Annotated in this window: 23 protein-coding genes and 11 tRNA genes; 22 read left to right on the forward strand and 12 right to left on the reverse strand. The window is 43.3% G+C overall.

Annotation, left to right across the window (positions count from 1 at the left end; translation table 11 throughout):
• Window positions 1-7: 7 nt before the first annotated feature.
• The 13 genes from R2B72_RS11315 (at window position 8) to R2B72_RS11375 (ending at window position 3,896) form a co-directional block, all read left to right on the forward strand.
• A tRNA-Asp gene (locus tag R2B72_RS11315) sits at window positions 8-83 on the forward strand.
• Between the two features lie 28 nt (window positions 84-111).
• Window positions 112-187: transfer RNA gene (locus R2B72_RS11320), tRNA-Phe, on the forward strand.
• A gap of 14 nt (window positions 188-201) precedes the next feature.
• A tRNA-Thr gene (locus R2B72_RS11325) sits at window positions 202-277 on the forward strand.
• 13 nt (window positions 278-290) lie between these two features.
• Window positions 291-375 (forward strand) — tRNA-Tyr (locus R2B72_RS11330).
• Window positions 376-382: 7 nt separating this feature from the next.
• Window positions 383-456, forward strand: a tRNA-Trp gene (locus R2B72_RS11335).
• 20 nt (window positions 457-476) lie between these two features.
• Window positions 477-552, forward strand: a tRNA-His gene (locus tag R2B72_RS11340).
• Window positions 553-585: 33 nt separating this feature from the next.
• Window positions 586-661, forward strand: a tRNA-His gene (locus R2B72_RS11345).
• A gap of 10 nt (window positions 662-671) precedes the next feature.
• Window positions 672-743, forward strand: a tRNA-Gln gene (locus tag R2B72_RS11350).
• Between the two features lie 4 nt (window positions 744-747).
• Window positions 748-822: transfer RNA gene (locus tag R2B72_RS11355), tRNA-Gly, on the forward strand.
• A 9-nt stretch (window positions 823-831) separates the two neighbouring features.
• Window positions 832-905: transfer RNA gene (locus R2B72_RS11360), tRNA-Cys, on the forward strand.
• A gap of 42 nt (window positions 906-947) precedes the next feature.
• Window positions 948-1,028 (forward strand) — tRNA-Leu (locus R2B72_RS11365).
• A 128-nt stretch (window positions 1,029-1,156) separates the two neighbouring features.
• Entirely contained in the window at window positions 1,157-1,603 is a 447-nt protein-coding gene (locus R2B72_RS11370) for a hypothetical protein (RefSeq protein WP_318616682.1), read from the forward strand.
• 493 nt (window positions 1,604-2,096) lie between these two features.
• Window positions 2,097-3,896 (forward strand): sialidase family protein, encoded by a 1,800-nt coding sequence (locus R2B72_RS11375; protein WP_318616683.1) that lies wholly within the window; start codon window positions 2,097-2,099, stop codon window positions 3,894-3,896.
• A gap of 3 nt (window positions 3,897-3,899) precedes the next feature.
• On the opposite strand, the gene R2B72_RS11380 is transcribed toward R2B72_RS11375, so the two are convergent.
• The 3 genes from R2B72_RS11380 to R2B72_RS11390 form a co-directional block, all read right to left on the reverse strand.
• Window positions 3,900-4,151 carry a hypothetical protein gene (locus tag R2B72_RS11380; protein WP_318616684.1) on the reverse strand — a complete coding sequence of 84 codons (252 nt, stop codon included), beginning with the start codon at window positions 4,149-4,151 and terminating at the stop codon, window positions 3,900-3,902.
• A 209-nt stretch (window positions 4,152-4,360) separates the two neighbouring features.
• Window positions 4,361-4,876: a hypothetical protein gene (locus R2B72_RS11385; protein WP_318616685.1), complete on the reverse strand. Its 516-nt coding sequence runs from the start codon at window positions 4,874-4,876 to the stop codon at window positions 4,361-4,363.
• 29 nt (window positions 4,877-4,905) lie between these two features.
• The gene (locus R2B72_RS11390) at window positions 4,906-5,598 is read right to left on the reverse strand and encodes a B3/4 domain-containing protein (RefSeq protein ID WP_412177826.1); all 693 of its coding nucleotides are present in this window, start codon (window positions 5,596-5,598) and stop codon (window positions 4,906-4,908) included.
• 56 nt (window positions 5,599-5,654) lie between these two features.
• Between R2B72_RS11390 and queG the strand changes: the two genes are divergently transcribed.
• Together queG and trmL are read left to right on the forward strand one after the other, a co-directional pair.
• A complete protein-coding gene (gene queG / locus R2B72_RS11395) occupies window positions 5,655-6,794 on the forward strand; it encodes a tRNA epoxyqueuosine(34) reductase QueG (RefSeq protein WP_318616687.1) in 1,140 nt (379 codons plus the stop codon).
• A 14-nt stretch (window positions 6,795-6,808) separates the two neighbouring features.
• On the forward strand, window positions 6,809-7,282 hold the full coding sequence (trmL, locus tag R2B72_RS11400) for a tRNA (uridine(34)/cytosine(34)/5-carboxymethylaminomethyluridine(34)-2'-O)-methyltransferase TrmL (protein ID WP_318616688.1): 474 nt from the start codon (window positions 6,809-6,811) through the stop codon (window positions 7,280-7,282).
• 43 nt (window positions 7,283-7,325) lie between these two features.
• On the opposite strand, the gene R2B72_RS11405 is transcribed toward trmL, so the two are convergent.
• Together R2B72_RS11405 and R2B72_RS11410 are read right to left on the reverse strand one after the other, a co-directional pair.
• Window positions 7,326-7,448: a hypothetical protein gene (locus tag R2B72_RS11405; protein WP_318616689.1), complete on the reverse strand. Its 123-nt coding sequence runs from the start codon at window positions 7,446-7,448 to the stop codon at window positions 7,326-7,328.
• A 111-nt stretch (window positions 7,449-7,559) separates the two neighbouring features.
• Window positions 7,560-8,861 carry an NCS2 family permease gene (locus R2B72_RS11410; RefSeq protein ID WP_318616690.1) on the reverse strand — a complete coding sequence of 434 codons (1,302 nt, stop codon included), beginning with the start codon at window positions 8,859-8,861 and terminating at the stop codon, window positions 7,560-7,562.
• Between the two features lie 437 nt (window positions 8,862-9,298).
• Here R2B72_RS11410 and R2B72_RS11415 point away from each other — a divergent pair, with 437 nt between their 5' ends.
• The gene (locus R2B72_RS11415) at window positions 9,299-10,123 is read left to right on the forward strand and encodes an aldo/keto reductase (RefSeq protein WP_318616691.1); all 825 of its coding nucleotides are present in this window, start codon (window positions 9,299-9,301) and stop codon (window positions 10,121-10,123) included.
• Between the two features lie 81 nt (window positions 10,124-10,204).
• Window positions 10,205-11,140 (forward strand): methyl-accepting chemotaxis protein, encoded by a 936-nt coding sequence (locus R2B72_RS11420; protein ID WP_318616692.1) that lies wholly within the window; start codon window positions 10,205-10,207, stop codon window positions 11,138-11,140.
• A gap of 44 nt (window positions 11,141-11,184) precedes the next feature.
• On the opposite strand, the gene R2B72_RS11425 is transcribed toward R2B72_RS11420, so the two are convergent.
• Genes R2B72_RS11425 through R2B72_RS11435 form a run of 3 tightly spaced genes read right to left on the reverse strand, consistent with a single transcriptional unit; the run spans window position 11,185 to window position 12,947 of the window.
• Window positions 11,185-12,030 carry an RluA family pseudouridine synthase gene (locus tag R2B72_RS11425; RefSeq protein ID WP_318616694.1) on the reverse strand — a complete coding sequence of 282 codons (846 nt, stop codon included), beginning with the start codon at window positions 12,028-12,030 and terminating at the stop codon, window positions 11,185-11,187.
• A 28-nt stretch (window positions 12,031-12,058) separates the two neighbouring features.
• Window positions 12,059-12,520 carry a thioredoxin family protein gene (locus R2B72_RS11430; protein ID WP_318616695.1) on the reverse strand — a complete coding sequence of 154 codons (462 nt, stop codon included), beginning with the start codon at window positions 12,518-12,520 and terminating at the stop codon, window positions 12,059-12,061.
• A gap of 1 nt (window position 12,521) precedes the next feature.
• Window positions 12,522-12,947, reverse strand: a complete 426-nt coding sequence (locus tag R2B72_RS11435) for a disulfide oxidoreductase (protein ID WP_318616696.1) — start codon at window positions 12,945-12,947, stop codon at window positions 12,522-12,524.
• Between the two features lie 194 nt (window positions 12,948-13,141).
• Between R2B72_RS11435 and R2B72_RS11440 the strand changes: the two genes are divergently transcribed.
• The gene (locus tag R2B72_RS11440) at window positions 13,142-14,686 is read left to right on the forward strand and encodes a GNAT family N-acetyltransferase (protein WP_318616697.1); all 1,545 of its coding nucleotides are present in this window, start codon (window positions 13,142-13,144) and stop codon (window positions 14,684-14,686) included.
• A gap of 48 nt (window positions 14,687-14,734) precedes the next feature.
• Here R2B72_RS11440 and rsgA read toward each other — a convergent pair whose 3' ends face one another.
• Both rsgA and R2B72_RS11450 read right to left on the reverse strand, forming a co-directional pair.
• Window positions 14,735-15,814, reverse strand: coding sequence for a ribosome small subunit-dependent GTPase A (rsgA, locus tag R2B72_RS11445; RefSeq protein WP_412177831.1), 1,080 nt, complete (start codon window positions 15,812-15,814; stop codon window positions 14,735-14,737).
• Window positions 15,815-16,778: 964 nt separating this feature from the next.
• Complete coding sequence (locus R2B72_RS11450; protein WP_318616700.1) at window positions 16,779-18,101, reverse strand: hemolysin family protein; 1,323 nt, start codon at window positions 18,099-18,101, stop codon at window positions 16,779-16,781.
• Window positions 18,102-18,701: 600 nt separating this feature from the next.
• Between R2B72_RS11450 and R2B72_RS11455 the strand changes: the two genes are divergently transcribed.
• From R2B72_RS11455 to R2B72_RS11465, 3 genes are all read left to right on the forward strand, one after another.
• Window positions 18,702-20,441 (forward strand): ABC transporter ATP-binding protein, encoded by a 1,740-nt coding sequence (locus tag R2B72_RS11455; protein ID WP_318616701.1) that lies wholly within the window; start codon window positions 18,702-18,704, stop codon window positions 20,439-20,441.
• A 1-nt stretch (window position 20,442) separates the two neighbouring features.
• Entirely contained in the window at window positions 20,443-22,200 is a 1,758-nt protein-coding gene (locus R2B72_RS11460) for an ABC transporter ATP-binding protein (RefSeq protein WP_318616702.1), read from the forward strand.
• A 359-nt stretch (window positions 22,201-22,559) separates the two neighbouring features.
• Window positions 22,560-23,819 (forward strand): MFS transporter, encoded by a 1,260-nt coding sequence (locus tag R2B72_RS11465; RefSeq protein ID WP_318616703.1) that lies wholly within the window; start codon window positions 22,560-22,562, stop codon window positions 23,817-23,819.
• Between the two features lie 38 nt (window positions 23,820-23,857).
• On the opposite strand, the gene R2B72_RS11470 is transcribed toward R2B72_RS11465, so the two are convergent.
• Window positions 23,858-24,010 (reverse strand): hypothetical protein, encoded by a 153-nt coding sequence (locus tag R2B72_RS11470; protein ID WP_318616704.1) that lies wholly within the window; start codon window positions 24,008-24,010, stop codon window positions 23,858-23,860.
• Window positions 24,011-24,061: 51 nt separating this feature from the next.
• Window positions 24,062-24,265 (reverse strand): YheE family protein, encoded by a 204-nt coding sequence (locus R2B72_RS11475; protein ID WP_318616705.1) that lies wholly within the window; start codon window positions 24,263-24,265, stop codon window positions 24,062-24,064.
• A gap of 71 nt (window positions 24,266-24,336) precedes the next feature.
• Between R2B72_RS11475 and R2B72_RS11480 the strand changes: the two genes are divergently transcribed.
• The gene (locus R2B72_RS11480; RefSeq protein ID WP_318616706.1) at window positions 24,337-24,726 is read left to right on the forward strand and encodes a ferritin-like domain-containing protein; all 390 of its coding nucleotides are present in this window, start codon (window positions 24,337-24,339) and stop codon (window positions 24,724-24,726) included.
• Window positions 24,727-24,776 lie beyond the last annotated feature (50 nt).

Raw genomic sequence — 24,776 nt, forward strand, 5'->3', positions numbered from 1 at the left:
ACCAAATGGTCCCGTGGTGTAGCGGTTAACATGCCTGCCTGTCACGCAGGAGATCGCCGGTTCGATCCCGGTCGGGACCGCCATTTTTTTTAAAAAAATGAATATATTTGTGGCTCAGTAGCTCAGTCGGTAGAGCAAAGGACTGAAAATCCTTGTGTCGGCGGTTCGATTCCGTCCTGAGCCACCATTTTAATTCCACGTGCCGGTGTAGCTCAATTGGTAGAGCAACTGACTTGTAATCAGTAGGTTGAGGGTTCAAGTCCTTTCGCCGGCACCATTACTTTATATTTGGTGGGGTAGCGAAGTGGCTAAACGCGGCGGACTGTAAATCCGCTCCCTCCGGGTTCGGCGGTTCGAATCCGTCCCCCACCACCATCTTTTTAGGGGCATAGTTTAACGGTAGAATAGAGGTCTCCAAAACCTTTGATGTGGGTTCGATTCCTACTGCCCCTGCCATTTTAAATTAAAATATCGTGGCGGTTGTGGCGAAGTGGTTAACGCATCGGATTGTGATTCCGACATTCGAGGGTTCGATTCCCTTCAGTCGCCCCATAGTTTTTATAAATGAAAAGAATAGCTATAATGGCGGTCGTGGCGAAGTGGTTAACGCATCGGATTGTGATTCCGACATTCGGGGGTTCGATTCCCCTCGTCCGCCCCATTTATTTTTTTGGGGTATAGCCAAGCGGTAAGGCAACGGACTTTGACTCCGTCACTCGTTGGTTCGAATCCAGCTACCCCAGTTTCGCGGAAGTAGTTCAGTGGTAGAATACGACCTTGCCAAGGTCGGGGTCGCGGGTTCGAATCCCGTCTTCCGCTCCATTTTTCTACGGCGGCATGGCCAAGCGGTAAGGCATGGGTCTGCAACACCCTTATCACCGGTTCGATTCCGGTTGCCGCCTCCAATCTTATGATGGATTGGTTTTCGTGAAAAGAATAGTTATTATGCCCGAGTGGTGGAATGGCAGACACGTCGCACTCAAAATGCGATGCCGCGAGGCGTGCCGGTTCAAGTCCGGCCTCGGGTATTAAGGAAAAAAGACATAACTTCGGTTATGTCTTTTTTCGTTCTTCATATTAAAAATGTTTCTTTGTCAAATGACGTTAGTGAAGAATAGTAGCCAACCAAAATCTTTTGGAAGCGAAGGGAATCGTATTGGGTGTAGATGATCTACTTGTTCTTCAATATCTAATCCGTCATGAAGAAATTGACTCTACGAAGGTTGCTGAGCTAATTCAACGTGATGTTGAGCAAGCTAGGGAACTGTTGGGTAGATTAGCGAATGAATTAATGCTAATAGAGGCAGTCGGACGTGGAACGGGAAGATATTATACTTTGTCTTCATATTCAGCTGCACAGCTGAAAGGTGAAATGAGCTACGAGAGAAATGTTGCATTAGATATTGAAAAGGTGAAAATTCTAGTGCTCTCAATCTTAGATAAAAAAGCATTGACGAACAAAGAAATACGCCAATTAACAGGTTGGTCACGTCAAAAGGTATTTGATTTAATGACGGAGTTAAGCAACGAGGGGAAAGTAGAAATAATAGGCCTTGTAAGAGGGGCTTATTACCAAATAATAGACGGATATTCATTTATGTAAGTCATTTCGGTTTAATTGAATATAACATGCCGTAAATTTTTGATATTTGCTTAGCGTTGATTGATAACGGAAAAATCATAGGTGGTAACGGCAAGACCATAGGGGATAGTGACAAAATCATAGGTGATAACAGTAAGACCTTAGGTGATAGTGGCAAAACCATAGGTGGTAATATTAAGGATTTTGATTACGTAGGTAGTTCTACCCGTAGGATTGGATAAGTCAAATGATATTAATAGTTCGATATACAAAAAACATAATAAAGACCAAATAATTGGTAGATGTTTATAACGGGCTGTTAATTACTGTTCAATAAGCTTTCCGGACATTTGTTTATACGTGAATAATTCAGATTTAATAATGATTTGATACAATTAAGATGATAAGCTAGATTATGACAATACAACAAACCGGCCAGTTTGTTGTAGAATATTTTTGGTACGGTGAGATATATTACCACTAATATAGTCATAATTTCGTAGGAGGAAAAGCAATGTCCAAGGAAAATATTACAAAAGGTATGAATTTGAAAGTAGGAAATCTTGATCTCGCATCCCTGCCGGATGCCCTGATTCCTGACGCTACCAATCTGACACAGTCCCTGGTGCAGCCTCCGCTCATTGTTGCGACGCCGCCTTCCGACGCAGGACGCGGCCTGATTCGCATCGGCAATCGTGAGATCCGCCATTACTCCGGCGACAAGAAGCCGTTGCACTATCTCGTCAGCCGGGATAACGGACTCACATGGAGCGACGAGGAAGTACCCCAAAGTTATCCGCCAAATTTCGGTGGTGTGACGAAGGAATCCCCTGCCTTTACGTGCAACCCCAATACAAATGAGTTCTTGCGCATCCAACCTGTGGAAGATTTTATATTCGTGAGTAAGGGCGGACTTGATGGCTCATGGTTCACTGCGACGATTGATGGCATGTGGTCAGGAGAGTGGGACAAGAAGCATGGTGACCTGCTCTCGCTCAGTGGCATCCTACGTAGCCCGCTTTTTATTGACAACGGCAAGCGGCTGCTTGTCCCGTCCCATGAAATGCGAAAGGGGATCGAAGTCCACATTTCCGAGGATGGAGGACTCAAATGGCACAAATCGAAGAGCGTGGTGAACGCGCCGCGTCATCAGGCAGGCGGGGAGCACAAGGGGGTGCGATGGTACAATGCAGGAGCGGAGGCTTCCATCGTCGAACTCGAAGGCGGCAAACTCTGGATGCTATTCCGAACCTCACAGGATCAGCACTACCAATCGTTCTCCACCGACAAGGGAGAAACTTGGAGCGAAGGGGAGCCGTCACATTTCTTCGGCACACTTACCATGCCCACGATAGGGAAGCTCAAGGACGGACGGCTCCTTATGTTGTGGACCAATACGCAGGCGTTGCCGGAACTCGAGACCGCGGTGGACGACATGTGGGAGGATGTGTTCACCAACCGCGACTCACACCACGCCGCAATATCATCTGACAATGGAAAGACTTGGATTGGCTTCCGCGAGTTGATTCTCGACGAACATCGCAATCGCTCAGATTACGCCACGTTTGGCGGACCGGAAGATCGCGGCAAGCACCAGAGCGAGTTCGTGCAACTCGATGATAACCGCGTGCTTGTATCAATTGGCCAGCATAGAAACCACCGTCGTCTGGTGATCGTGGACATGCGCTGGCTAGCTGAAAAGTCGCGGACCAGCACTTTTGAAGACGGTTTAAATGACTGGACGCATCATACCTACATCCCCGTAATCAAGGGGCATGCTTCGTACAATCGCAAGTCGTCCGCATTGCTTATCGCTCATCCGGAAAAGCCGGGCGCTAAGGTCATGAAGATAGCGTTTCTGGATGACCCCGAACTGATGAACGAGAAGACCGGTGCGGATTACCGCCAGGGAGGGGCCACCTGGAATTTCCCGAATGGGGAAATAGGGCGCGTTTATCTGCGCTTGCAGTTGCCGGAAGGGTCCGGCGGCGCAAGGTTCAGCATCGCCGATCGGCTCTTTAACGCCTGTGACGCCGATATTACCCTTCACGCGCTATACACCATCAGGCTTTCAATCGGAGAAACGTTCGGCTCGGAAACCTTGCGTGCCGACACATGGTACGATTTCGGTATTCATTGGAATGGCGTGACCAAGGGATCCACCGCTGAAATACTGCTCAATAACAAGCCGGTTGGCACATTGCCTCTAAACTACGAAAGTCCGAACGGGGCCAGCTATCTGCACATGATCTCCACAGCGAACGAGACCGATGCAGGCTTGCTGGTGGAAACGGTGAGCGCTTGTGTGGAATGATATCTACTCTTGTTGAGGCACGACCATCAAAAGCAAAAGTACTTTGAGGGGCCGCATCTGAAAAATTCCCCAAATGACTGATAAATCCCAGCCAATCATTTCCGTAGGCCCGGCTTTATCTTCTTCCCTTGGTTTGATGTAGCGTAAGGTCATGTCAATATTCGGTGTTCCATCCGATTTCAAATGGACAGCAATCTCGGCTATGTTGGAAAGGGGTACCCCAGCTTTAATTGTATTCATATACAAATTGACCATAAATAAAATCGCTCCTTACCGCCGAAACGGAAGGAGCGATTTTCATAGGGGGACCGGTTGACACTCGTAAGGGTTGTCAATTGCAATTGCCTTGGTTGGTCATTGGAGATGGGTCACAAAGTAAATGGGGACTGGTTATTGGTTTGCCAGTAATTTAAATTGTTGGTCCCACACTATGCCTTGGAAAGGAGTCTCACCTTTTCAAGGGGTTAAAAGTATTTACTATCGTCAAATGCCAAAGTGATAGAATAGTTTTTGGCATTAATAGCATTGGATAACTTATGCGCATCTTTTTCTGCTTGCAATGATTTGACCCGATAGTCTTCTGGATCAAATAAAGCGACACGATAGACAACAGTATTGTCAGAGTAGCCGTATTGGATTTCTTCTTTTTGGGACATGGAAAGTTCCTTGTAAAATCGAGCTTTAGCACGTAATTGAGTCGCAAGTTCGATTGCTTCTACAATGGCTAGTGCTTGCCCCTGGAAGTCGATGTTATGGTCGATATTGGCTCGATACATCAGACGATCAAGTACGCGACTGTCAGCACGCACTTCGTCCAGCTCAGTTTCTACGACTTGCAGGGGCCGTGGTCCTTGTACAGGCTCGTTGCCTTTTTCCACAGTAGTAAAAGCAACACGTCTCATTTCATCTTCAAGCTCATGGATTCGTTTCGTTAAAATGCTTTTTAGTTTTACTGCTTCAGCGAGTGTAATGTTAGCCATCCCATCATTCCCCCGATTCTTTAATGCTATTAGTTAACTACAATGGAAGTTTGTCCCTCATGCAAAACGTATGAGCGGACGTCACCACCACTAACACTAGTGAACATATTCCCACATGCAGTAGTCAGTTCAAGTGCTTCCGTTGCATCCATTGACGGTCGGATAAAGAACACATGGAGCGCTTCTGTTGTTTCTTCTGTGACAGCAGTTCGTACAGAATCGACGAATGGGCTGCCAAACGGGCTATAATCATCTTTTAACAGTAAAATATTGTGTAATGAATTGAACCGACCATTCAATCCATCATAGCCATCTGCTTCTGCGCCTGATGAAATTTGGACATTGCCGACAATCTTGTTAAAGTCATATATACCTGCTGGGATTGCGTGTTGTAAGGAGAAGAAGTTATTCAGATCGACAGCCGAGTGAAACGGATGGATGTAGTTTTGCTTTTTAACACGTCGCATGAGTGCTTCTGTGGAATGACGATAGCGATTAGGATCTGCACCAAGCGCTTTCCATACTGTCCGCCATTCCTTAATGCCTGGAAAGTCAGTTACAGATTTGCCTTCTAGTTCAAAGAAAAGTTGTTCCTGGAACAGTTGTAATCGACCTTTTATCATTTGAGGCGATTCTGATACGGTAATTTTGGTATAATGGTTAATGCCCAATTTTAATCCGGGCACGGCTTGTAAAATCTTCGAAGCCATTTCAATATTCAATGACATCACCCTTTATATAATTTAGTTTAATACTAGCATAAAGGAGGAGATAAGGCGTGAATACTGTTCAATTGCAACAGGCGGTGAAAGACTATGCGGTTTCAATTGGCATAGACAAAATCGGTTTTACGACAGCTGCTCCATTTAGTGAGCTGAAAAATCGCCTGAAGCGGCAACAAGAGCTGGGCTATCAGTCTGGATTTGAAGAGAAGGACTTAGATAAGCGAACAGAACCTGCACTACTGTTAGATCAAGCAGAGAGCATTATTGCAATTGCCGTTGCTTATCCATCCAAGATGGTGAATGCGCCTAAAGGAAAGAAGGGTGAGCGGCGTGGCATGTTTTGCCGCGCATCATGGGGGACTGACTACCATACAGTTCTACGAGAGAAGCTTAGCCTTCTAGAAGAGTTCATTTTAACAAATGTACCTACTGCTAAGGTTCGTTCGATGGTCGATACAGGAGAGCTTGCTGATCGCGCGGTTGCAGAGCGTGCAGGTATTGGTTGGTCGGCAAAAAACTGTTCGATTATTACGCCAGAATTTGGTTCGTATGTCTATTTGGGAGAAATGATTACAAATATCCCGTTTGCGCCAGACGTGCCAATGGAAGACGAATGTGGAGACTGTACACTATGCCTGGACGTCTGTCCGACAGGGGCATTGATCCAAGGAGGTCAACTGAATGCACAGCGCTGTATCGCGTTTCTGACGCAGTCTAAAACCCCCATACCGGATGAGTTTCGTTTAGAGATTGGCAATCGGGTATATGGTTGTGATACATGTCAGACGGTATGTCCAAAAAATAAAGGAAAGCATAACTTGCATCAGCATGCATTCCAACCAGATCCAGAATTAGCGAAACCGCAATTGCAGCCGATTCTCAAATTATCGAACCGTGAGTTCAAAGAGAAATTTGGTCATGTGTCTGGCTCATGGCGAGGGAAAAATCCGATTCAACGCAATGCGATCATTGCACTTGCACACTTCAAAGAGGAGTCTGCAGTGCCAGAATTGATTGAGATGTTGGAGCAAGATCCGCGCCCTGTCATTAGGGGAACCATTGCATGGGCTCTTAGTCGAATTGGCATGGAGGAAGGCTATAGAGCAATCCAAAAAGCATTAGAAAATGAGCAAGATCCAGAAGTACTTGCTGAATTAAAAAAAGCAATGGATAATTGGATACAACAAGTTTAGAAGGAAGTGCTAAAATGGCTATACATGTTGCATTATTTGAGCCGCTCATCCCGGCGAACACAGGCAATATTGCGCGGACATGCGCAGGGACCAAAACGAAGCTTCATCTTATAAAGCCCCTAGGATTTTCGACAGACGATAAAATGTTGAAGCGAGCGGGACTTGATTATTGGGAGTATGTTGATATTACGTATCATGATGGCATTCGCGAAATGTTTGCGGCCTATCCAGATGCGGTATTTTACTTTTTGACGAAGCATGGCGACAAGCCACATACGTCATTTGATTACTCAGATGCAGCACAGGATATATTCTTTGTCTTTGGGAAAGAGACGACTGGGCTGCCAGACGATATTATAGAAGAAAATAAAGAACGGTGCTTGCGTATTCCAATGAATGAACATATTCGCTCGCTAAATCTATCGAATACGGCAGCGATTCTTATTTATGAAGCGCTTAGGCAACAAGATTATCCAGGATTAGCGTAAAAAAACGGGACAGCCATAAGGCTAGTCCCGTTTTTAAATTGTATTAGGTTGGCTGATGGCCACGGCTTTTCTTGCTTTTATGGCTATTGCCTTTGTCTTCGTAGCCGCCTGTAAGAATCGCAGCTAGGAATGCTACAGAAACACCCATGATAAGAATAAGATTCATCAGATTATACCTCCTGTAAAATCAATAGTTCTTCATCCAGTATACCTTATCGGCAATCAAATTGAAATGACCGACAGGAAAAGTTGTGACAAATCCAGTAACGGCTTTTGCTTAATGCGGTAAAAAGAGAAGCTGATAGGCAAATAATACTGCAAAAATATACAAAAGAACAGGAACTTGTTTCCCTTTTCCTTTGACAACTTTTAAAAGTGGATAAGTGATGAAGCCAAGCGCGATACCCGTTGCAATGCTTGATGTGAGCGGCATTGTTAAAATAACGAGAAATGCTGGAAATGCTTCGTCAAATGAATCCCAGTCAATGTTTTTAACCGCGCCAATCATCAGGCTCCCAACAATAATTAAAGCAGGAGCAGTAATTGCTGATACGCCCGAAAGTGCACTGACAAACGGAGCAAAAAATGCAGCAACGATGAACAAAATAGCTACGGTTAGTGTCGTTAAACCAGTTCGTCCACCTACTGCAACACCAGAAGACGATTCAATATAAGCTGATGTAGGGCTTGTACCGAACATTGCACCTGTTGCAGTTGCGACAGAATCAGCAAGCAAGGCATGACGTGCACGAGGCAATGTATTGCCCTTCATTAAGCCGGCCTGCTTGGCAACGCCAATCATTGTGCCGGTCGTATCGAATAATGTAACGATTAAGAATGCAAAGACGACACCGTATAGACCATGAGAGATGACATCTCCGACTGCTTGAATCGGGTTCCAAACTAGAATACCTTCTGGTAAATGTGGCATTTGCCATAGAGGTCCTTCAAATGTTAGTTGCTTCGTAAAGACGGCTACAATTCCGGTTAGGATCATGCCGATGAAAATCGAACCATAGACATTCAATGTCATTAGAATGATTGTCACGAGCAGTCCAAATAGTGCCAATAGAACTGGGGGAGAAGTCAGATCTCCTAGCTGCACAAGATTACCTGGATGGGGAGCAACGAGCCCTGAGAGGCGTAAGCCGATAAAGGCAATGAATAATCCTATGCCTGCTGTGATTCCTAGTTTCAAGGTCTCAGGAATTGATTGGATTAATTTCTCGCGGAACGATGTCAAAGACAATAAGACAAACAATAGACCAGCGACGAAGACAGCAGAAAAGGCGGTCATGTAATCAAGTTGTCCATCTGATGCGATGACAATGGATGTGAAATAAGCATTTAAACCCATACCTGGTGCGATGGCAATTGGATAGTTGGCGAACAGTGCCATCCATAGTGTACCAATGACTGCGGCAACAATTGTTGCGAGGAAAACCTGCTCGAATGGTACGCCCGCGTCAGCAAGAATAATCGGATTGACAATGACGATATAGGCCATTGTCAAAAAAGTAGTCAACCCAGCTAATATTTCAGTTTTTACAGTTGTATGGTGTTCTTTTAAATGAAACATCATAAATCTCCTTTCAAAATACGAACGAAATGAATTCCATTTACAATAATATTCGTTTTTAAGGCGGAATTCAACTAACAGATCAATTACGCCTTGGCGTAATTGCGTCCAAATTTTGAATTGTGCCCGCAGGATGCGGGTATGCAGTCGTTGCGACAGGACGTCGCGAACCTAGACTGCCTTCCTTAGCTCCTTTCAAAATTTATGACATCCGCCGGAGGCTTGGGCCAACAGGATGTTGGTTACTCAGACGTTGCCGCAGGACGCGGCGTACTTAGTCTGAGTTCCCCTATTCAGCAGGGAGTTCCGACCCCCTGCTGAATAAAGTCAAATCAGCGAATTCGTCAAAATCAGTTTACGAATGTACAATTGAAAAAAGAAGGAAAAACTACTTTATCGCATACTGCGATAAAAAGTTTTGAAAGGGGAAAATTAGAATGTCAAAAGTATTCACCGCAACAAAGGAACTTGCTAACGGAGTAGCGATGCCTCAACTAGGGTTAGGCGTTTATAAAATGACCAATCCACAGCAAACCTTTGAAGCCATTACATACGCCATTGAGACAGGCTATCGCGCGATTGATACTGCAACCATTTATGCGAATGAAAAAGAGACGGGCGAAGCGGTTCGTCATGCTAGGGTTCCACGACAAGAGCTTTTCATTACATCGAAAGTATGGAATACCGATCAAGGTTATGATGAGACGCTTCGTGCGTTCGAGGCTTCACTCAAGCGACTCGGTTTTGATTACTTGGATCTTTATTTGACACATTGGCCTGTTCCGGAAAAATATACAGAAACGTATAAAGCGATTGAGCGGCTATATGATGAAAAACTAATCCGTGCAATAGGTGTTTCCAATCATCATAGGCATCACCTTGAAAAGATTTTAGCGAAAGCGAATGTCGCACCTATGGTCAACCAGATTGAACTCCATCCGCGCCTAACGCAGGAGTCATTACGTGAGTTCTGCCGAGCGAATGGCATTGCAGTCACGTCCTGGTCACCAATTGCACGAGGACAGCTTCTAGCGGACCCGACACTACTTGAAATTGGCGGAAAATATGGCAAGACACCTGCGCAAGTCATCATTCGTTGGCATTTGCAAAATGATCTTATTGTAATACCGAAATCAGTGACACCAGAACGGATCAAAGAAAATAGTGAGGTGGCTGACTTTGAATTGTCGCTACATGATATGGAAGCGATCAATGCGCTTAATCGAAATGAACGGACGGGAACGGATCCAGATTCGTTGTGAGTAGTAAACCTTTTCTCATAGATAGAATTGTTGAGTAATTTGTATGATATAATTTAAGAAAAGATTCTAGGAGGAATGTATGTGTTTACGAATAAGAAAAAGAATATTCAGGACAATAGTCTTCAATTAGAAATCGAACGCCTAAAAACGGCGTATTCAGATAAAGAAATCGAAGAACAGGATCGCTTAACTGAATTAAAAAGCGAACTAAATGCAGCTGTCAATCAGCATGAAAAGGTCAATGCACAGCATAATGTATTAGGCGAAGCAGTTAGCCAAATCGAAGTGAAGTTTGAAAGAGTTGGAGACTTAAGTGAAAGAACTTCAGATAAATCACAGGAGTTGTACGAAAAAGGTCGTTCACTTGAAGAAAAGTCGTATAGCATGGTGACGGAAGCATCGGAAGGTACGAAAGAAGTCAATGCAACTGCAGAAGTCATTAAAGATTTAGGAATACAAATTCAAGCATCCGAAAAAAATATGACCAATTTGAGCGCTCGATCAGTTGAGATTCAGTCAATTGTTGGTGTCATCGAAGGTATCGCGGCACAGACCAACTTGCTAGCATTAAATGCATCAATCGAGGCGGCCCGTGCAGGAGAATCAGGGAAAGGATTTGCGGTTGTGGCACAAGAAGTGCGTAAACTTGCGGAAAGTACTTCTAATAGTACGGCTAATATCCAAACATTAACTTCTTCTCTACGTGATGAAATCGAAATGGCACTTGCTGCAACACGAAAAAGTGCTGAGCTTGTTGAAAAAGGTGTAGCAGTCAGTTTTGCAACAGCTGCAAAAATCGAAAGCATCCTAGGTACGATTGAACATAGCCAAGGAGATATCGGTGCAATACAGGGGATGATTGAAGAACAAAAACGATTGTCGGAAGAAGTGAAGAGTGAATTATTGGGTGCGAAAAAACTATTTGCACAAGCTCATGACTTAATCGTAGAACATATCGAAGATGCCAAAGAAGTAGACGAGCGTCTTGAAAATGGAATTCGTCAACTGACATTCTAATTAAAAAATCCATGGAGAAAATTTCTCCATGGATTTTTTTGAGTTTACTTCATTTCAATTGTTGTCTGTTGTTCTGTAAATGGATGAATGAAGCTTAGCGTAGTGGCTGTCAATCGGTAGTGACCGTCTGCGGTTTCACTGCCTTCATATAATGTATCCCCTGTAACTGGATTGCCAAGATGGGATAAATGGACACGAATTTGGTGCGTCCGCCCCGTCTCAAGCTGGGCTTCAACGAGAGTTGTATCTTCCCTACGTTCAATAACCTTGAAGTGAGTGACCGCAGCTTGTCCAGACATGGAAACAAGTCGCTTCGCGGGATGATGGCGATCTCGACCAATCGGCAGTTTAATAGTTCCTCTTGGCCTTTTCAAGTAGCCATCAACCTCGGCAACGTATTTCCTCGTCAAGTTGTTCTGTTCAATCATTCGGTCGAACAGAGATTTTGCAATCGGATGCTTAGCAATGAGCACAACACCGGAAGTACCTTTATCCAGACGATGGATATGCTCAGCATAGTCACCGCCATTGTTACGAACATGTGCCATGACACGGTTCATCAGCGTGCCGTTATCTGTCGGTCCATCGGGATGAGTCGCTATGCCAGCCGGTTTCACTACAGCGAGAATATGTTCATCTTCGAAAAGAATGTTCAGTTCACCTTTGTCATCTGATAGATACGTGGAAGCGGTGTCTGGAAATGTGACTACCAATTCCGTCCCTTTAGTCAGAGGAGCACGCCAGTCATCTACTGGATTACCTGCTGAATCGAGCACACTTTTTGCCATTCGCATCAAGTGAACCGTTTTTTTACCGCCTTGCCATTGTTCTTTGAGTAGTTGTTCGACGGTTAGACCGTCTTGTAGGGTTTTATAATGAAATAAAGCCATTTATATCATTCCTTCCAGCTATTCTTCATTATTTTCCTTCAAATTCAGTAAAAAATGCCCGGATATTTTCAGCGGGTTGTTCGCCGACCATTCTTCCAACTTCTTTACCATCCTTGTAGTGGACTAGCATAGGCCATGATTCTACATCAGCAGGATGAGGGAATTCCATCATATTGTATTGCAATACATCTACACCCATCTCTTTAGCAATCGGCATCATGACTGGCGTCATAGCCATACAGTACTGACATTCTGGGTGGAAATAGTAGGCTGTTACTGGTTCACCTGAAGTGATTTTATCGTTAAGTACTTCTGGTAGAACGATGTTGTCATAGTTTTCATTGCCAATTAAAGCGATTGTCGATTTAGATAGCTTGTCTGTGGCATACGGATTATCCTTTAGTTTGATCTGATCCGATTTATTCGACAAAACAACGATGAGGATGAAGACGGCGACAATCGCAGCGCCAATGATGAGTAGTTTTTTCAAGTTACTTCGACTCCTTCTGCCATTTCATCATGAAAAGGCTTGTGATAAAGATGATTACAAATGCGACTAGTGCTAAAAAGGGGATGGTGATGAATCCAAGATAATTGATGTACTGTCCTGTACAAGACACGTTGCCGCAAGTCGGTGCAGTTTCGCTCAAAAAGCTTAACTTTTGGATGCTGTAATGATAGAGAGAGATGCTTCCTCCAATAGTCGCGAAAACAGCAGTCGTTAAGGCAATTCGTGCATTTTTCTGGAATAGGGCAACCCCTGAAATAATGACAATTGGATACATCAAGATGCGTTGGTACCAACAAAGTGTACAGGGCTCGTATCCACGTACTTCTGAAAAGTATAGCGAACCCAACGTTGCGACGAAAGATACGGTCCAAATAAAAATGAGTCCATTCTCTAAGCGTTTTTGCATATGACCAGCTCCCACTTGGTTAACTACATATTTGATTATAGGGGGTTATCCTGGGCAAGTAAAATATTAATAACTTGCTTCTACTGAAGTAAGTTGGCCTCTGTTGGATGTCAAAAGATTCGGTTGCAATCGCGCTATGGCATAATTGATTAGTCAGAGTTGTGCGATATAATAAAAAGAAAGGAGTGGTTCGAGTGAGCGAAGAATTCGATTTGTCATCATTTGAAGTAAGCATGGTTATTCGTCAAATGGAATCCAAAGACATTAAGAGGTTGTTGGCGATGCAAGAGCTTTGTTTTCCCGGGATGGAGCCTTGGGAAGAGGGGCAACTGAAAAGCCATTTGGCAATTTTCCCAGAAGGTCAGCTCATTGCAGAACTGGATGGTGAAATTATCGGTTCCTGTTCAAGTCTTATTATTAACTTCGATGAGTATGATGACCGTCATACTTGGGATGATGTGACGGATGAAGGCTATATTACCAACCATAATCCAGACGGCTACAATATGTACGGTATCGAAGTGATGGTGCATCCTGGTTATCGACGTATGAAGGTCGGGCAGCGTCTGTATGAGGCACGAAAAGAGCTCGCCAGGGAATTGAATTTGAAGTCCATCATCCTTGGTGGACGGATTCCGAATTACCATAAACATGCTGCGGAAATGTCACCACGTGAATATGTAGATTCTGTATCACGCCATAAAATTTATGACCCGGTGCTAACTTTTCAATTGATGAATGATTTTACGTTAATGCGAGTCAATCCGAATTATTTGCCAGACGATAAAGCATCGAAGAAATATGCGACACTGATGGAATGGAACAACGTCGATTATAAGCCGCTTACCAAACGTCATTTTAAGACAAGTTATCCTGTACGAATTTGCGTCGTGCAATATTTAATGCGCAAGATTTCGTCTTTCGAAGAGATGGCTCACCAGTGCGAGTACTTTGTCGATGTTGCGTCGGATGCCAACTCTGACTTTGTCGTCTTCCCTGAAATATTTACAACACAGCTTATGTCCTTTTTGAATGAGCGCTCGCCGAGTCAAGCCGTGCGTAGAATGACGGAGTACACGCCGCAGTATATTGAAATGTTTACAAATTTAGCAGTACGTTACAACATCAATATTATTGGTGGTTCTCATTTTGTCGAAGAAGAGAATGAAGAAATTTATAATATCTCTTATTTATTCCGACGAGATGGTTCAATCGAAAAACAATATAAGATTCACATTACGCCCAATGAGCGCAAATGGTGGGGAATTAGTGCGGGAGATGCAGTTCGCGTATTCGATACAGACTGTGGAAAAATTGCCATCCAAATTTGCTATGATATCGAGTTTCCAGAATTGGCTCGTATTGCGACAGACATGGGTGCTAATATTATCTTCACACCATTTTGTACAGAAGATCGCCAAGGCTATTTACGCGTTCGTTATTGCGCACAAGCCCGTGCTATCGAAAATCAAATTTACACCGTTATTTCGGGTACAGTCGGTAATTTGCCACAGACGGATAATATGGACATCCAATATGCGCAGTCTGCCATATTCGCGCCATCCGATTTCGAGTTTGCGCGGGACGGTATTGTGGGCGAGACAAATGCTAACTTAGAGATGGTATTGATTGGTGACGTCGATCTTGAAATTTTGCGCCGCCAGCGTCAAGATGGAACGGTCAAGCAGCTGAAAGATCGAAGGCATGATGTGTATCATATTGAGTATAAGAAGGGTTGAAAAATAGCTGTGCGCACTGAGAATTATCAGTGTGCACAGCTATTTTTATTATTTCTTCTTCGAAGGATGTTTGCGCATGCTTTTCGTAATGTTTTTCCACTTGTTGCGCTCCGCGGATTGTGCTGCACGATCCATTTTACGCTCCAAGAAAGCTAACTCTTTTTGAAGCTTTAAATAGCTCGCGTAGCGGTCTTCGGGTAAAGTACCTGTGGCAAGTGCTTCCTGTATGGCGCAGCCGGGTTCGTTGTTATGCTGGCAATCATTGAACTTGCAGACGTCTGCAAATGCTTCGATGTCTTTAAAGCCGGAGTCTAGGCTTTCGTTGGTCTCCCAAAGCTGGAACTCCCGCATGCCTGGCGTATCAATGAGTACGCCGCCACCTGGAATTTTAATAAGTTCTCGGTGAGTCGTCGTATGCCGACCCTTCGCATCATCTTCACGAATATCTTGTACGGCCATCATTTCATAGCCACATATAGCATTTGTCAGTGATGATTTACCAACACCTGAAGAGCCAAGCAATGCCGCTGTTTTCCCGTCTGTTAACAACGCAGTTAATTCGTCAATACCTTCGCCAGTTACATTGCTGACAGCAAACACATCAGCACCGAAAGCGATGTTGCGAGCTTCTTCCATATAAAATGAGGGATCTTCGCAAACGTCTTTTTTCGTTAAGACTACAACTGGGTTAGCGCCGGAGTCATAGGCGGCGACAAGATAGCGTTCAAGTCGTCTGGCATTGAAGTCCTTGTTCATCGACATGACGAGAAAGACAACATCGACGTTTACTGCGATAATCTGTTCGACAATCGTTGTGCCAGCTGCTTTTCTTGAAAAGAGCGATGTTCTAGGTAAAATCGCATGAATGATGCCGCGCTCTTCACCCGGCATCTTTTCGACTGCGACCCAATCTCCGACTGCAGGAAAGTCACGTCGTTCTACAGCGTCATGTTGCATGGCGCCAGAGCAGACAGATAACCATTCACCGTCAGCAGTGACTACTCGATACATATGTTTATGTTCAAGCGTAACACGCCCGGGCGTGCACTTCTTCATTTTTTCGTTATTGTTCAGTTCTTCCCAATTTTCTTCATGGGATGTATTCCAACCGTAGTCATTTAAATTAATCAATTTGTATTCCTCCTGTTATGTGCGTTCTAGACAATAAAAAAAGCTGTGAGTCCTGATCGGACACCACAGCTTTCACGCGCATAACAGAATAAGCATACTTTTATAGAAGTATGGCAGGTGAAAGTATGGGTCCGATCGATTGAGCAATCTCAGATACAATGATAATAGCCATAAAAACATCACCTGCTTTCTGTAAGATAGGCTAATATTAACAAAGTCAGAGGAGTGTGTCAATATGAAATTTATGAAATATACATTATTAGGGGAAGATAAACGCCGTATTGTGGAAAGTAGACAACTCCTGCCGCGGTTCACAACGTTATCCGAAAAGTAACCAACGTCTTGGATGAAGTAGACAATGTTATCCTGGAAGTAAACAACGTTTGCTGAAGTTCACAACGTTATCCGGAAAGTAACCAACGTGTTGGGTGAAGTAGACAACGTTATCCGGAAAGTAGACAACGCTTGCTGAAGTTCACAACGTTATCCGAAAAGTAACCAACGTCTTGGGTGGAGTAGACAATGTTATCCGTGAAGTAGACAACGCTTGCTGAAGTTCACAACGTTATCCGGAAAGTAACCAACGTCTTGGGTGGAGTAGACAATGTTATCCGTGAAGTAGACAACGTTTGCTGAAGTTCACAACGTTATCCGGAAAGTAACCAACGTGTTGGGTGAAGTAGACAACGTTATCCGTGAAGTAAACAACGTTTGCTGAAGTTCACAACGTTATCCGGGAAGTAACCAACGTGTTGGGTGAAGTAGACAACGTTATCCGGAAAGTAGACAACGCTTGGTGAAGTTCACAACGTTATCCGAAAAGTAACCAACGCATTGGGTGGAGTATACAAACCTTATCCGAAAAGTAACTAACGTCTTGGATGAAGTATACAACGTTATCCTGCAAGTAAACAAAATACCTAACAAAAAAAACGACCCTCATAGTGAGAGTCGCTCTTCATTAGGATTCCAACGATAATTCTGACATGTTGTCGGCTTGTTGTTCTTCGTGTTTGAATACTTCCAAGTAGAGAATATGGTGACCTTCTACATCTTTTACCATAAATTCATACCCTTGTTCAATAATTTTTTCACCTTGGATGGCATCGAAGCGCTGGGTCATAAACCAGCCGCCAATTGTATCGATATCCTCCTCGTCAATGTCGATTGCCAGAATGTCATTGACATTTTCAATCAGCATCTTGGCATCGAAGATATAATGATCGTCGCCTACCTTTTGAATTTCAGGCACTTCATCGGTATCGAATTCGTCCCGAATATCACCGACGATTTCCTCTAAAATATCTTCAATTGTGACAAGGCCGGAAGTTCCACCATACTCATCCATTAGGATAGCCATGTGAATCCGTTCCCGTTGGATTTTTAGCAACAGGTCACCGATGGCAATCGTTTCAATAACATGGATAATCGGTTGCATATAATGAATAACGGACTGATGCTCATTTTCTGGATTCTTAATGAATGCCGTTAATAAGTTTTTCATGTTCACAAGGCCAATGATATGGTCCTTATCACCATCTGTAATAGGGTAGCGTGTGTATTGCTCAACGCCAATCACTTCAAACACTTCACGTAATGTCATATCTTTGTCAATCGACATCATTTCTGTCCGAGGGGCCATAATTTCTTTGGCAATCCGGTCGTCGAATTCAAAAATCTTATTCACATATTTATATTCAGATTGGTTGATTTCACCGCTTTTTAAACTGTCAGCTAAAATCATCCTAAGCTCTTCTTCCGTATGTGCAACTTCTGATTCTGAAATGGATTTAAAGCCTAGAAGTCGACAGATAAGGCGTGCAGAGCCATTCATGCCTTTAATAATGGGGTACATGAGGCGATAGAACAAAATAAGCGGTTTTGAAAATGATAATGTAATCTCTTCCGCTTTTTGAATCGCAATTGTTTTAGGAGCCAATTCACCTACAACAACATGCAAAAATGTAACGAACGTGAACGCGATGATGAATGAAAGTAGACTGGAAAGACTGGCTGTCAAATCAAAATGAGCGAAAATTGGTTTCAGCATTAAGTTAACAGTAGGTTCCCCTAGCATCCCGAGTCCGAGAGCGGTAATCGTAATTCCTAATTGACAAGCGGATAAGTATTCATCTAAATTACTGATTACTTTTTTCGCATTGAGTGCCTGGCGATTCTCTTCCGCAACAAGCTGATCAATCCGTGTTTTTCTTACTTTCACAATAGCAAATTCACTCGCAACAAAAAATGCGGTGAGGGCGATCAAGACAGCAAATGCTGTCAATCGTATGGCAATCTCCAAATAATGACTCTGTTCCAAACCCAAATGAGGGGGAGAACAAAGTGTACACCTCCTGTAGTGGTAAAATAGTTAGTTAAGACAATGATAAATTATTTACAAGAAAAAAACAAATAGTTAAGTCTATGTAGTAGATAAAGTTCAAGCACTGGGGAATTAGGAAGGGAATTAGAATTAAAATAATTCTCGGAATCTATTGACATCGATAAAATGGAAATGGTAACCTGTAATAGTTAGATACTCGAAATAGAAAGGGAGGTACGGAACATGAAAAAGCTATTCGTCACTCAAAAAAACTTCATGATACATCCGTCCCGTCCGGCTTCTATTCATTTTTGAATTTATCTGGAATGGCACGGGTTGCCGTTCTTTTTCGTTAAGCACACGCTTATGTTTAAAGGCGTGTGCTTTTTTTGATGTTATGATATACCATTTTATGGTGTTTTCACGCTTTGCGTGTTGCATAAAACTTGAGAAAAGGAGTGCTGGCTATGTTAATCATGAAGCAGCAAAGGAAATTATTGAAAAAGGAATCTCTTGAAAGTGGATAGTTGGTAGAGAAAAAGGAAGAGGGTAGATGGGTTTATGTTTTCGGTTTTGTTCAAATTAAAGTGGTTTTTTAAAGAAAATAGAAAGAGATATACAGTTGCGTTGATCTTATTAATGATAACGAATGTGTTGGTCGTTATTCCGCCTTGGCTCATTGGGGAAGCCATTGACTCGATTTATATGCAGACGTTGACGACGAAGTTATTGGCCGTATTGCTTGGCTCGATGTTGCTTATTATGGCTGTGAACTATGCGTGTAATTTTGTTTGGCAATATCAGTTATTTGGTGGTGCCTATGTAATTGAAAGGCAACTTCGAGGAAGATTGATGCGCCATTTCTTGAAGATGACACCGACGTTTTATGAGAAAAACAAGACAGGCGATTTAATGGCACGTTCAACAAATGACTTGCGTGCCATTTCGGAAACAGCCGGTTTTGGGATCATGACGCTCATCGATTCTACGCTGTACTTGCTGACACTTGTTTTGACGATGGGTTTCCTTGTGTCGTGGAAATTGACACTAGTGGCGATTTTACCGTTGCCGATTTTGGCGTTCATCATGCAAGTATTGGGGAAAAAGATTCATGAAAGATATATGACAGCTCAGCAAGTTTTCGGCGATTTGAACGACAATGTCTTAGAAGCAGTCGCTGGTGTACGTGTTGTTCGTGCTTATGTGCAAGAGCGTGCAACTGAAAACGAATTTGCGAAAATGACAGAGGATGTTTTTCAGAAAAATATGCATGTCGAAAAAATTGATGCTTTGTTTATGCCTATTTCAAAGGTACTAACAGGATTGACGTATATGATTGGACTCGGTTATGGGGCGTATCTTGTTTCTATAGGAGATATGACACTGGGGAATCTTGTAACATTTAACGTTTATCTTGGTATGATTGTTTGGCCAATGTTTGCGATTGGTGAATTAATCAACGTCATGCAGCGCGGTAATGCATCACTCGACCGAGTGACAGAAACACTAGACTATGAGGAAGACGTCAAAGATCCCGAACAGCCCGTTACGATGGAACTGCCGGAAAATGTTGGCTTCCGCGATGTGTTCTTTACGTATCCTATGTCGCATTCGGTCAACCTAGATGCGATTAAACTCCATTTGGATCGTGGCGATACACTTGGTATTGTCGGTAAGACAGGTAGTGGGAAAACAACATTTGTTAAACAATTGTTGCGCGAATACCCAGTTGGGGAAGGGGAAATCGTCTTTTCGGGCGTACCACTTCAGTCTATGACAAAAGATCAGGTGAGGGATTGGATTGGTTACGTCCCGCAAGATCACGTGTTGTTTTCAAGGTCAGTGAAAGAAAATATTTTGTTCGGCAGACCAGATGCATCGGACGCAGATATTGCAGAAACGATTCGTTTGTCTTATTTCGAGAAAGATCTTGAGATGCTGCCGGATGGACTGGATACGCTTGTAGGCGAAAAAGGCGTTGCCTTGTCTGGCGGGCAGAAGCAACGGATTTCAATTGCACGTGCACTCGTGAAAAATCCAGAAATTCTTATTTTGGATGACTCACTGTCTGCTGTCGATGCCAAAACAGAAGCAAAAATTATTGAAAATATTCAAGCAGAACGTTCCGGTAAAACGACAATCATTACGACACATCGGTTGTCAGCAATCCAGCATGCTAACTGGATTATCGTTCTTGACGATGGTCGCGTGATTGAAGAAGGAACGCATGAAGGGCTGCTAGGAATGAACGGCTGGTACAAAGAGCAATTCGACCGCCAGCAGATTGGGGAGGTTGAATAATATGGGTACTGGTAAACGTTTAGTTCACTATGCGCTTGATTATAAAAAACTACTGATTACAGGTTTGGTATTGCTTGGCTTTGCAGTAGGTGCGGATTTGATGGGGCCGATGATTGCGAAGAAAATTATTGACGACCATATTGCAGGTGCTGTGGGTGGCGGTATCGATTTCGAACCGATTGCCAAATTACTTGCTGTCTTTTTCGGGCTAGCAGTTGTAACGGCGATTTTGAGGTATTTCCAATATTTACTACTCCAAAATGCAGCCAACCGTATTGTGCAGAAAATGCGTAATGATTTGTACGAACATATCCAAACATTGCCGATTCGGTATTTCGATAATTTACCGGCGGGGAAAGTTGTTGCAAGGATTACCAATGATACAGAAGCAATTCGAAACCTGTATGTAACGGTTGTTTCACAGTTTGCGATTAGTGGGATGTATATTACAGGTATCTTTATTGCCTTGTTTTATTTAGATCCGAAAATGGGTGCGATTACGCTGTTCGTCTTGCCTATTTTGTATATTTGGATGAAGATGTACAGGAAATTTGCATCAAAGGTCAACCATATCATTCGCGGTAAAGTAAGTGATATGAACGCGATGATTAATGAATCAATAAATGGGATGACGATTATTCAAGCGTTTCGTCGTGAAAAGCAAATGGAGGAAGAATTCCGTGAGCTGAACGATGAGCATTATCACTATCAAAATAAGTTGTTGAAAGTGGAAGCGGCGACATCACATAACCTGGTCGATATTATTAGATCGATGACGTTCGTGTTCTTTATCTGGTATTTCGGTGGCGCATCATTAGCGACAGAAAGTGTAATTTCAGTCGGGATGCTCTATGCATTTGTGGATTACATTACACGATTGTTTAATCCAGTGACGGGTATTGTCAATCAGTTTGCACGACTTGAGCATTCCCTTGTAGCAGCAGAGCGTGTTTTCAAGTTGTTGGACCGTGAAGGGGAGCCCGTAAGTGATGATAAAATCGCTCGTTACCGCGGAAATGTCCGTTTTGAAAATGTCTGGTTTGCTTATAAGGAAGAAGAATATGTACTGAAGGATTTGTCATTCGAGGCGAAGCAAGGGGAAACGGTCGCGCTCGTTGGTCATACAGGGTCGGGGAAAAGTTCGATTATGAATTTACTGTTCCGATTCTATGATGCGTCAAAAGGGGCGATTACGATTGATGGCATGAACATCAATGATATGCCACGCCAGACGGTTCGCGATCATATGGGGATTGTCTTGCAGGATCCATATTTATTTAGCGGTACGGTGGAGTCAAATGTGAGCTTAGGGGATGCGCGTATTACACGTGAAAAAGTGCAGCAATCGCTTGACGCGGTTGGAGGGGAACGTGTATTGAAGCATTTACCTGGTGGTATTGACGAGCCGGTTGTAGAGAAAGGGAGTACACTTTCTTCTGGACAGCGGCAGTTGATTTCATTCGCACGGGCTTTGGCATTTGACCCAGCGATTTTGATATTAGATGAAGCGACGTCTAACATTGATACAGAAACGGAAGAAATTATTCAGCATGCAATGGACGTACTGAAAAAAGGGCGTACGACATTCATCATTGCCCATCGACTTTCGACGATTAAAAACGCGGATCGCATTTTAGTATTAGACCGCGGGGAAATAGTAGAAAGTGGTTCGCATGATGAATTGCTGGCGCTTGGCGGACAGTACGCGCAAATGTATAAATTGCAGGCGGGAACTTCCTCTCAACCGAAAATTGGTTGAGGGGGGTTCCCTCTTTTTTGATAGGTAATGAGTTTACTGTACTGGGAGTGCGGTTACTACGGTTTAGCTTATGTTTACTACCACTCACAGGGATACAATATGAAGTAGTTGCGAAACTATTCAGAAAGCCGTATATTTAGAGAGTCGAAGTAATAACTTGAAGCAGTAGAAGTTCCTGCTACTTCAAGTTAAGCCTCCGGCGGATGTCACAAATTTTGAAGGGAGTTAAAGGAAGGCAGTCTAAGTTCGCGACGTCCTGTCGTACCGACTGCATAACCTACTTCCTGTAGGCCTCAAGCGCAATTCAAAATTTGGACACAATTACGCCAAGGCGTAATTGATTAGAAAGTTGGAATGGTATGGGGAAATGGTTTGCGGATTGGAAGAGGAAGATTTCTTCATTCAATAAAAATGTTAGGTTGTTTATGCTGGCGAATGTGCTCATCCAAATTGGTATGGGTGTTTTTATGGTCATGTACAATCTCTATATAAAAGAGCTGGGGATGTCGGAAACGGTTAATGGTAAGGTGATTTCGATGGCGGCGATGGCATCGGCAATTATGCTTGTGCCGGCAGGTTTTTTGAGTGATAAGTTTGGACGGAAATGGATGATTGTTGGCGGTGCGTTGTTTGGGGCAATGACGTTGTTTTACCGCAGTGTTGCGGTTGCGGAAACACCAATTATTTACGCGGCATTTTTGACGGGCTTATTCATGGCATTTGTGCAAGTGTCAGGTGTGCCATTTTTGGCAGAGAACTCGACACCGGCTGAACGCGTGCATATGTTCAGTATCCATTTTGCGTTGATGACTGTGGCAAACGTTATTGGTAGTCTATTTGGCGGTGTGATTGCGGATGTGCTTGAAGTGGTGGGGGGCATGGATGCAGCATCGGCGATCCGCTTTGCGTTACTTGTAGGAGCCGTTATTTTTACGCTGGGACTATTGCCTTTATTCAAACTGCAAAATAAGCCACCGGAGCCTGTGCAGGTGAAACTAGATAAGGAAGAGAAAGTGGAGAGTGTTGATAGTAGCTTTAAGCGCAATATCATTCTCATCTTCCATTTTTCGTTTGCGAGTTTGCTCATTGGCATTGGTTCAGGATTAGTTGTTCCTTATTTGAATTTATATTTTTCCAATCGTTTTGATGCGTCGAATGCGTATATCGGGTTGATATTATCATTGGGATCTGCGATGACGGCGGTGGCAATGCTGATTGGGCCACTACTCGTGAAAAAGGTTGGAAAAGTGAAAGCACTCATTATTTTCCAAGTGCTATCGATTCCCTTTCTTATTTTGACGGCTTATACGACATCATTATTGCTGGCATCCCTCGGTTTCTTGATGCGTCAGGCACTCATGAACGCGGGGAATCCGATTCAAAGTGCCATTGCGATGGAAATTGTTGCGGATAAATATAAAGGCCTTGCGAACTCTGTGAACCAAATGGTATTTAATATTGGATGGGCTACTATGGGTCCAGTAGCTGCGGGACTCGTCATCGCCAATGGTTTCTACTGGGGCTATGCCTATGCCTTCACGATGACGGCATGTTTGTATATTGTGTCCTCCACGTACTATTTCTTTATTTTTGGTAAGAGGAAGTTGGCTGAGGAATAACAAAATGCCCTGCACATTTTATTGTGCAGGGTATTCTTTCATTCGCCTCGTTGGTATTGAGTTTCCTTCCAAGCGTTTTGTTCATTAGGAACCCGGCTTTTATCCTCAAAGATATTTTCCGTTATTTGGTTTTGCACTTTCAGCTGTTCCTTTTCCTTACGTAGTTCTTCGGGTGATTTTTCTTTTGTCATACTACGCCTCCTTACTTGTTATAAAGCGTAGTATTCCCGAAATAGTTGGAATCAGTCGTAAATGTGGAAAGTCATTAATTCGTGAATCATTTTTTTAACGTTTTCTTCTTCTGTAGGTGCTTCTCCGTTCCACCGTATATCTCCCTCAGGCATATAATCACCGGTATATCTCGTATTGCGAAAGAAAAATGCAAAGGTCCAACCTGGTAATTGTTTATTGTCATACATGGGTTTATAACTGAAATGTTGTAGCATAGTTAACTCCTTTCATAAGATACTACCCAATCGCATAAAATCGGAGTAAAGATAAGCGAAAGGGTGCTGACTTGTTTGTAAATAAATTAAAGCAGGCCATTGAAGGTGAGTACAGAGATTATTATTTTTATAAATCCATGTACAGCTTGACGAATGATCCGCTCTGGCAAGATTTTCTCCGTCATATGTATGAAGATGAAAAAAGCCATTATGAAATGTTCCAACAGCTCTATTATATGATGACGGGGACGTTTGTTCCAAATCCAAAGAAGCCATTGCCTTGTTATAACTTGAAAGAGTGTGTCCAAAGGGCGTTGGTTGATGAATTGGAGGGCGTTGAAACGTATAAGGAAATGCTGTTGACAATTCCATTTCAGCAGGCTTATAATCCATTATTTATTGCCATGCATGATGAAATGGAGCATGCGATTCGAATGTCGACGATGTATAACGCATTGTGATAAGCCTTTGCATTTTTCCGTTTGGTCCCGTTCTGCTATAATTGGGACGT

Source organism: Sporosarcina sp. YIM B06819 (genome assembly GCF_033485175.1).
GTDB lineage: Bacteria > Bacillota > Bacilli > Bacillales_A > Planococcaceae > Sporosarcina.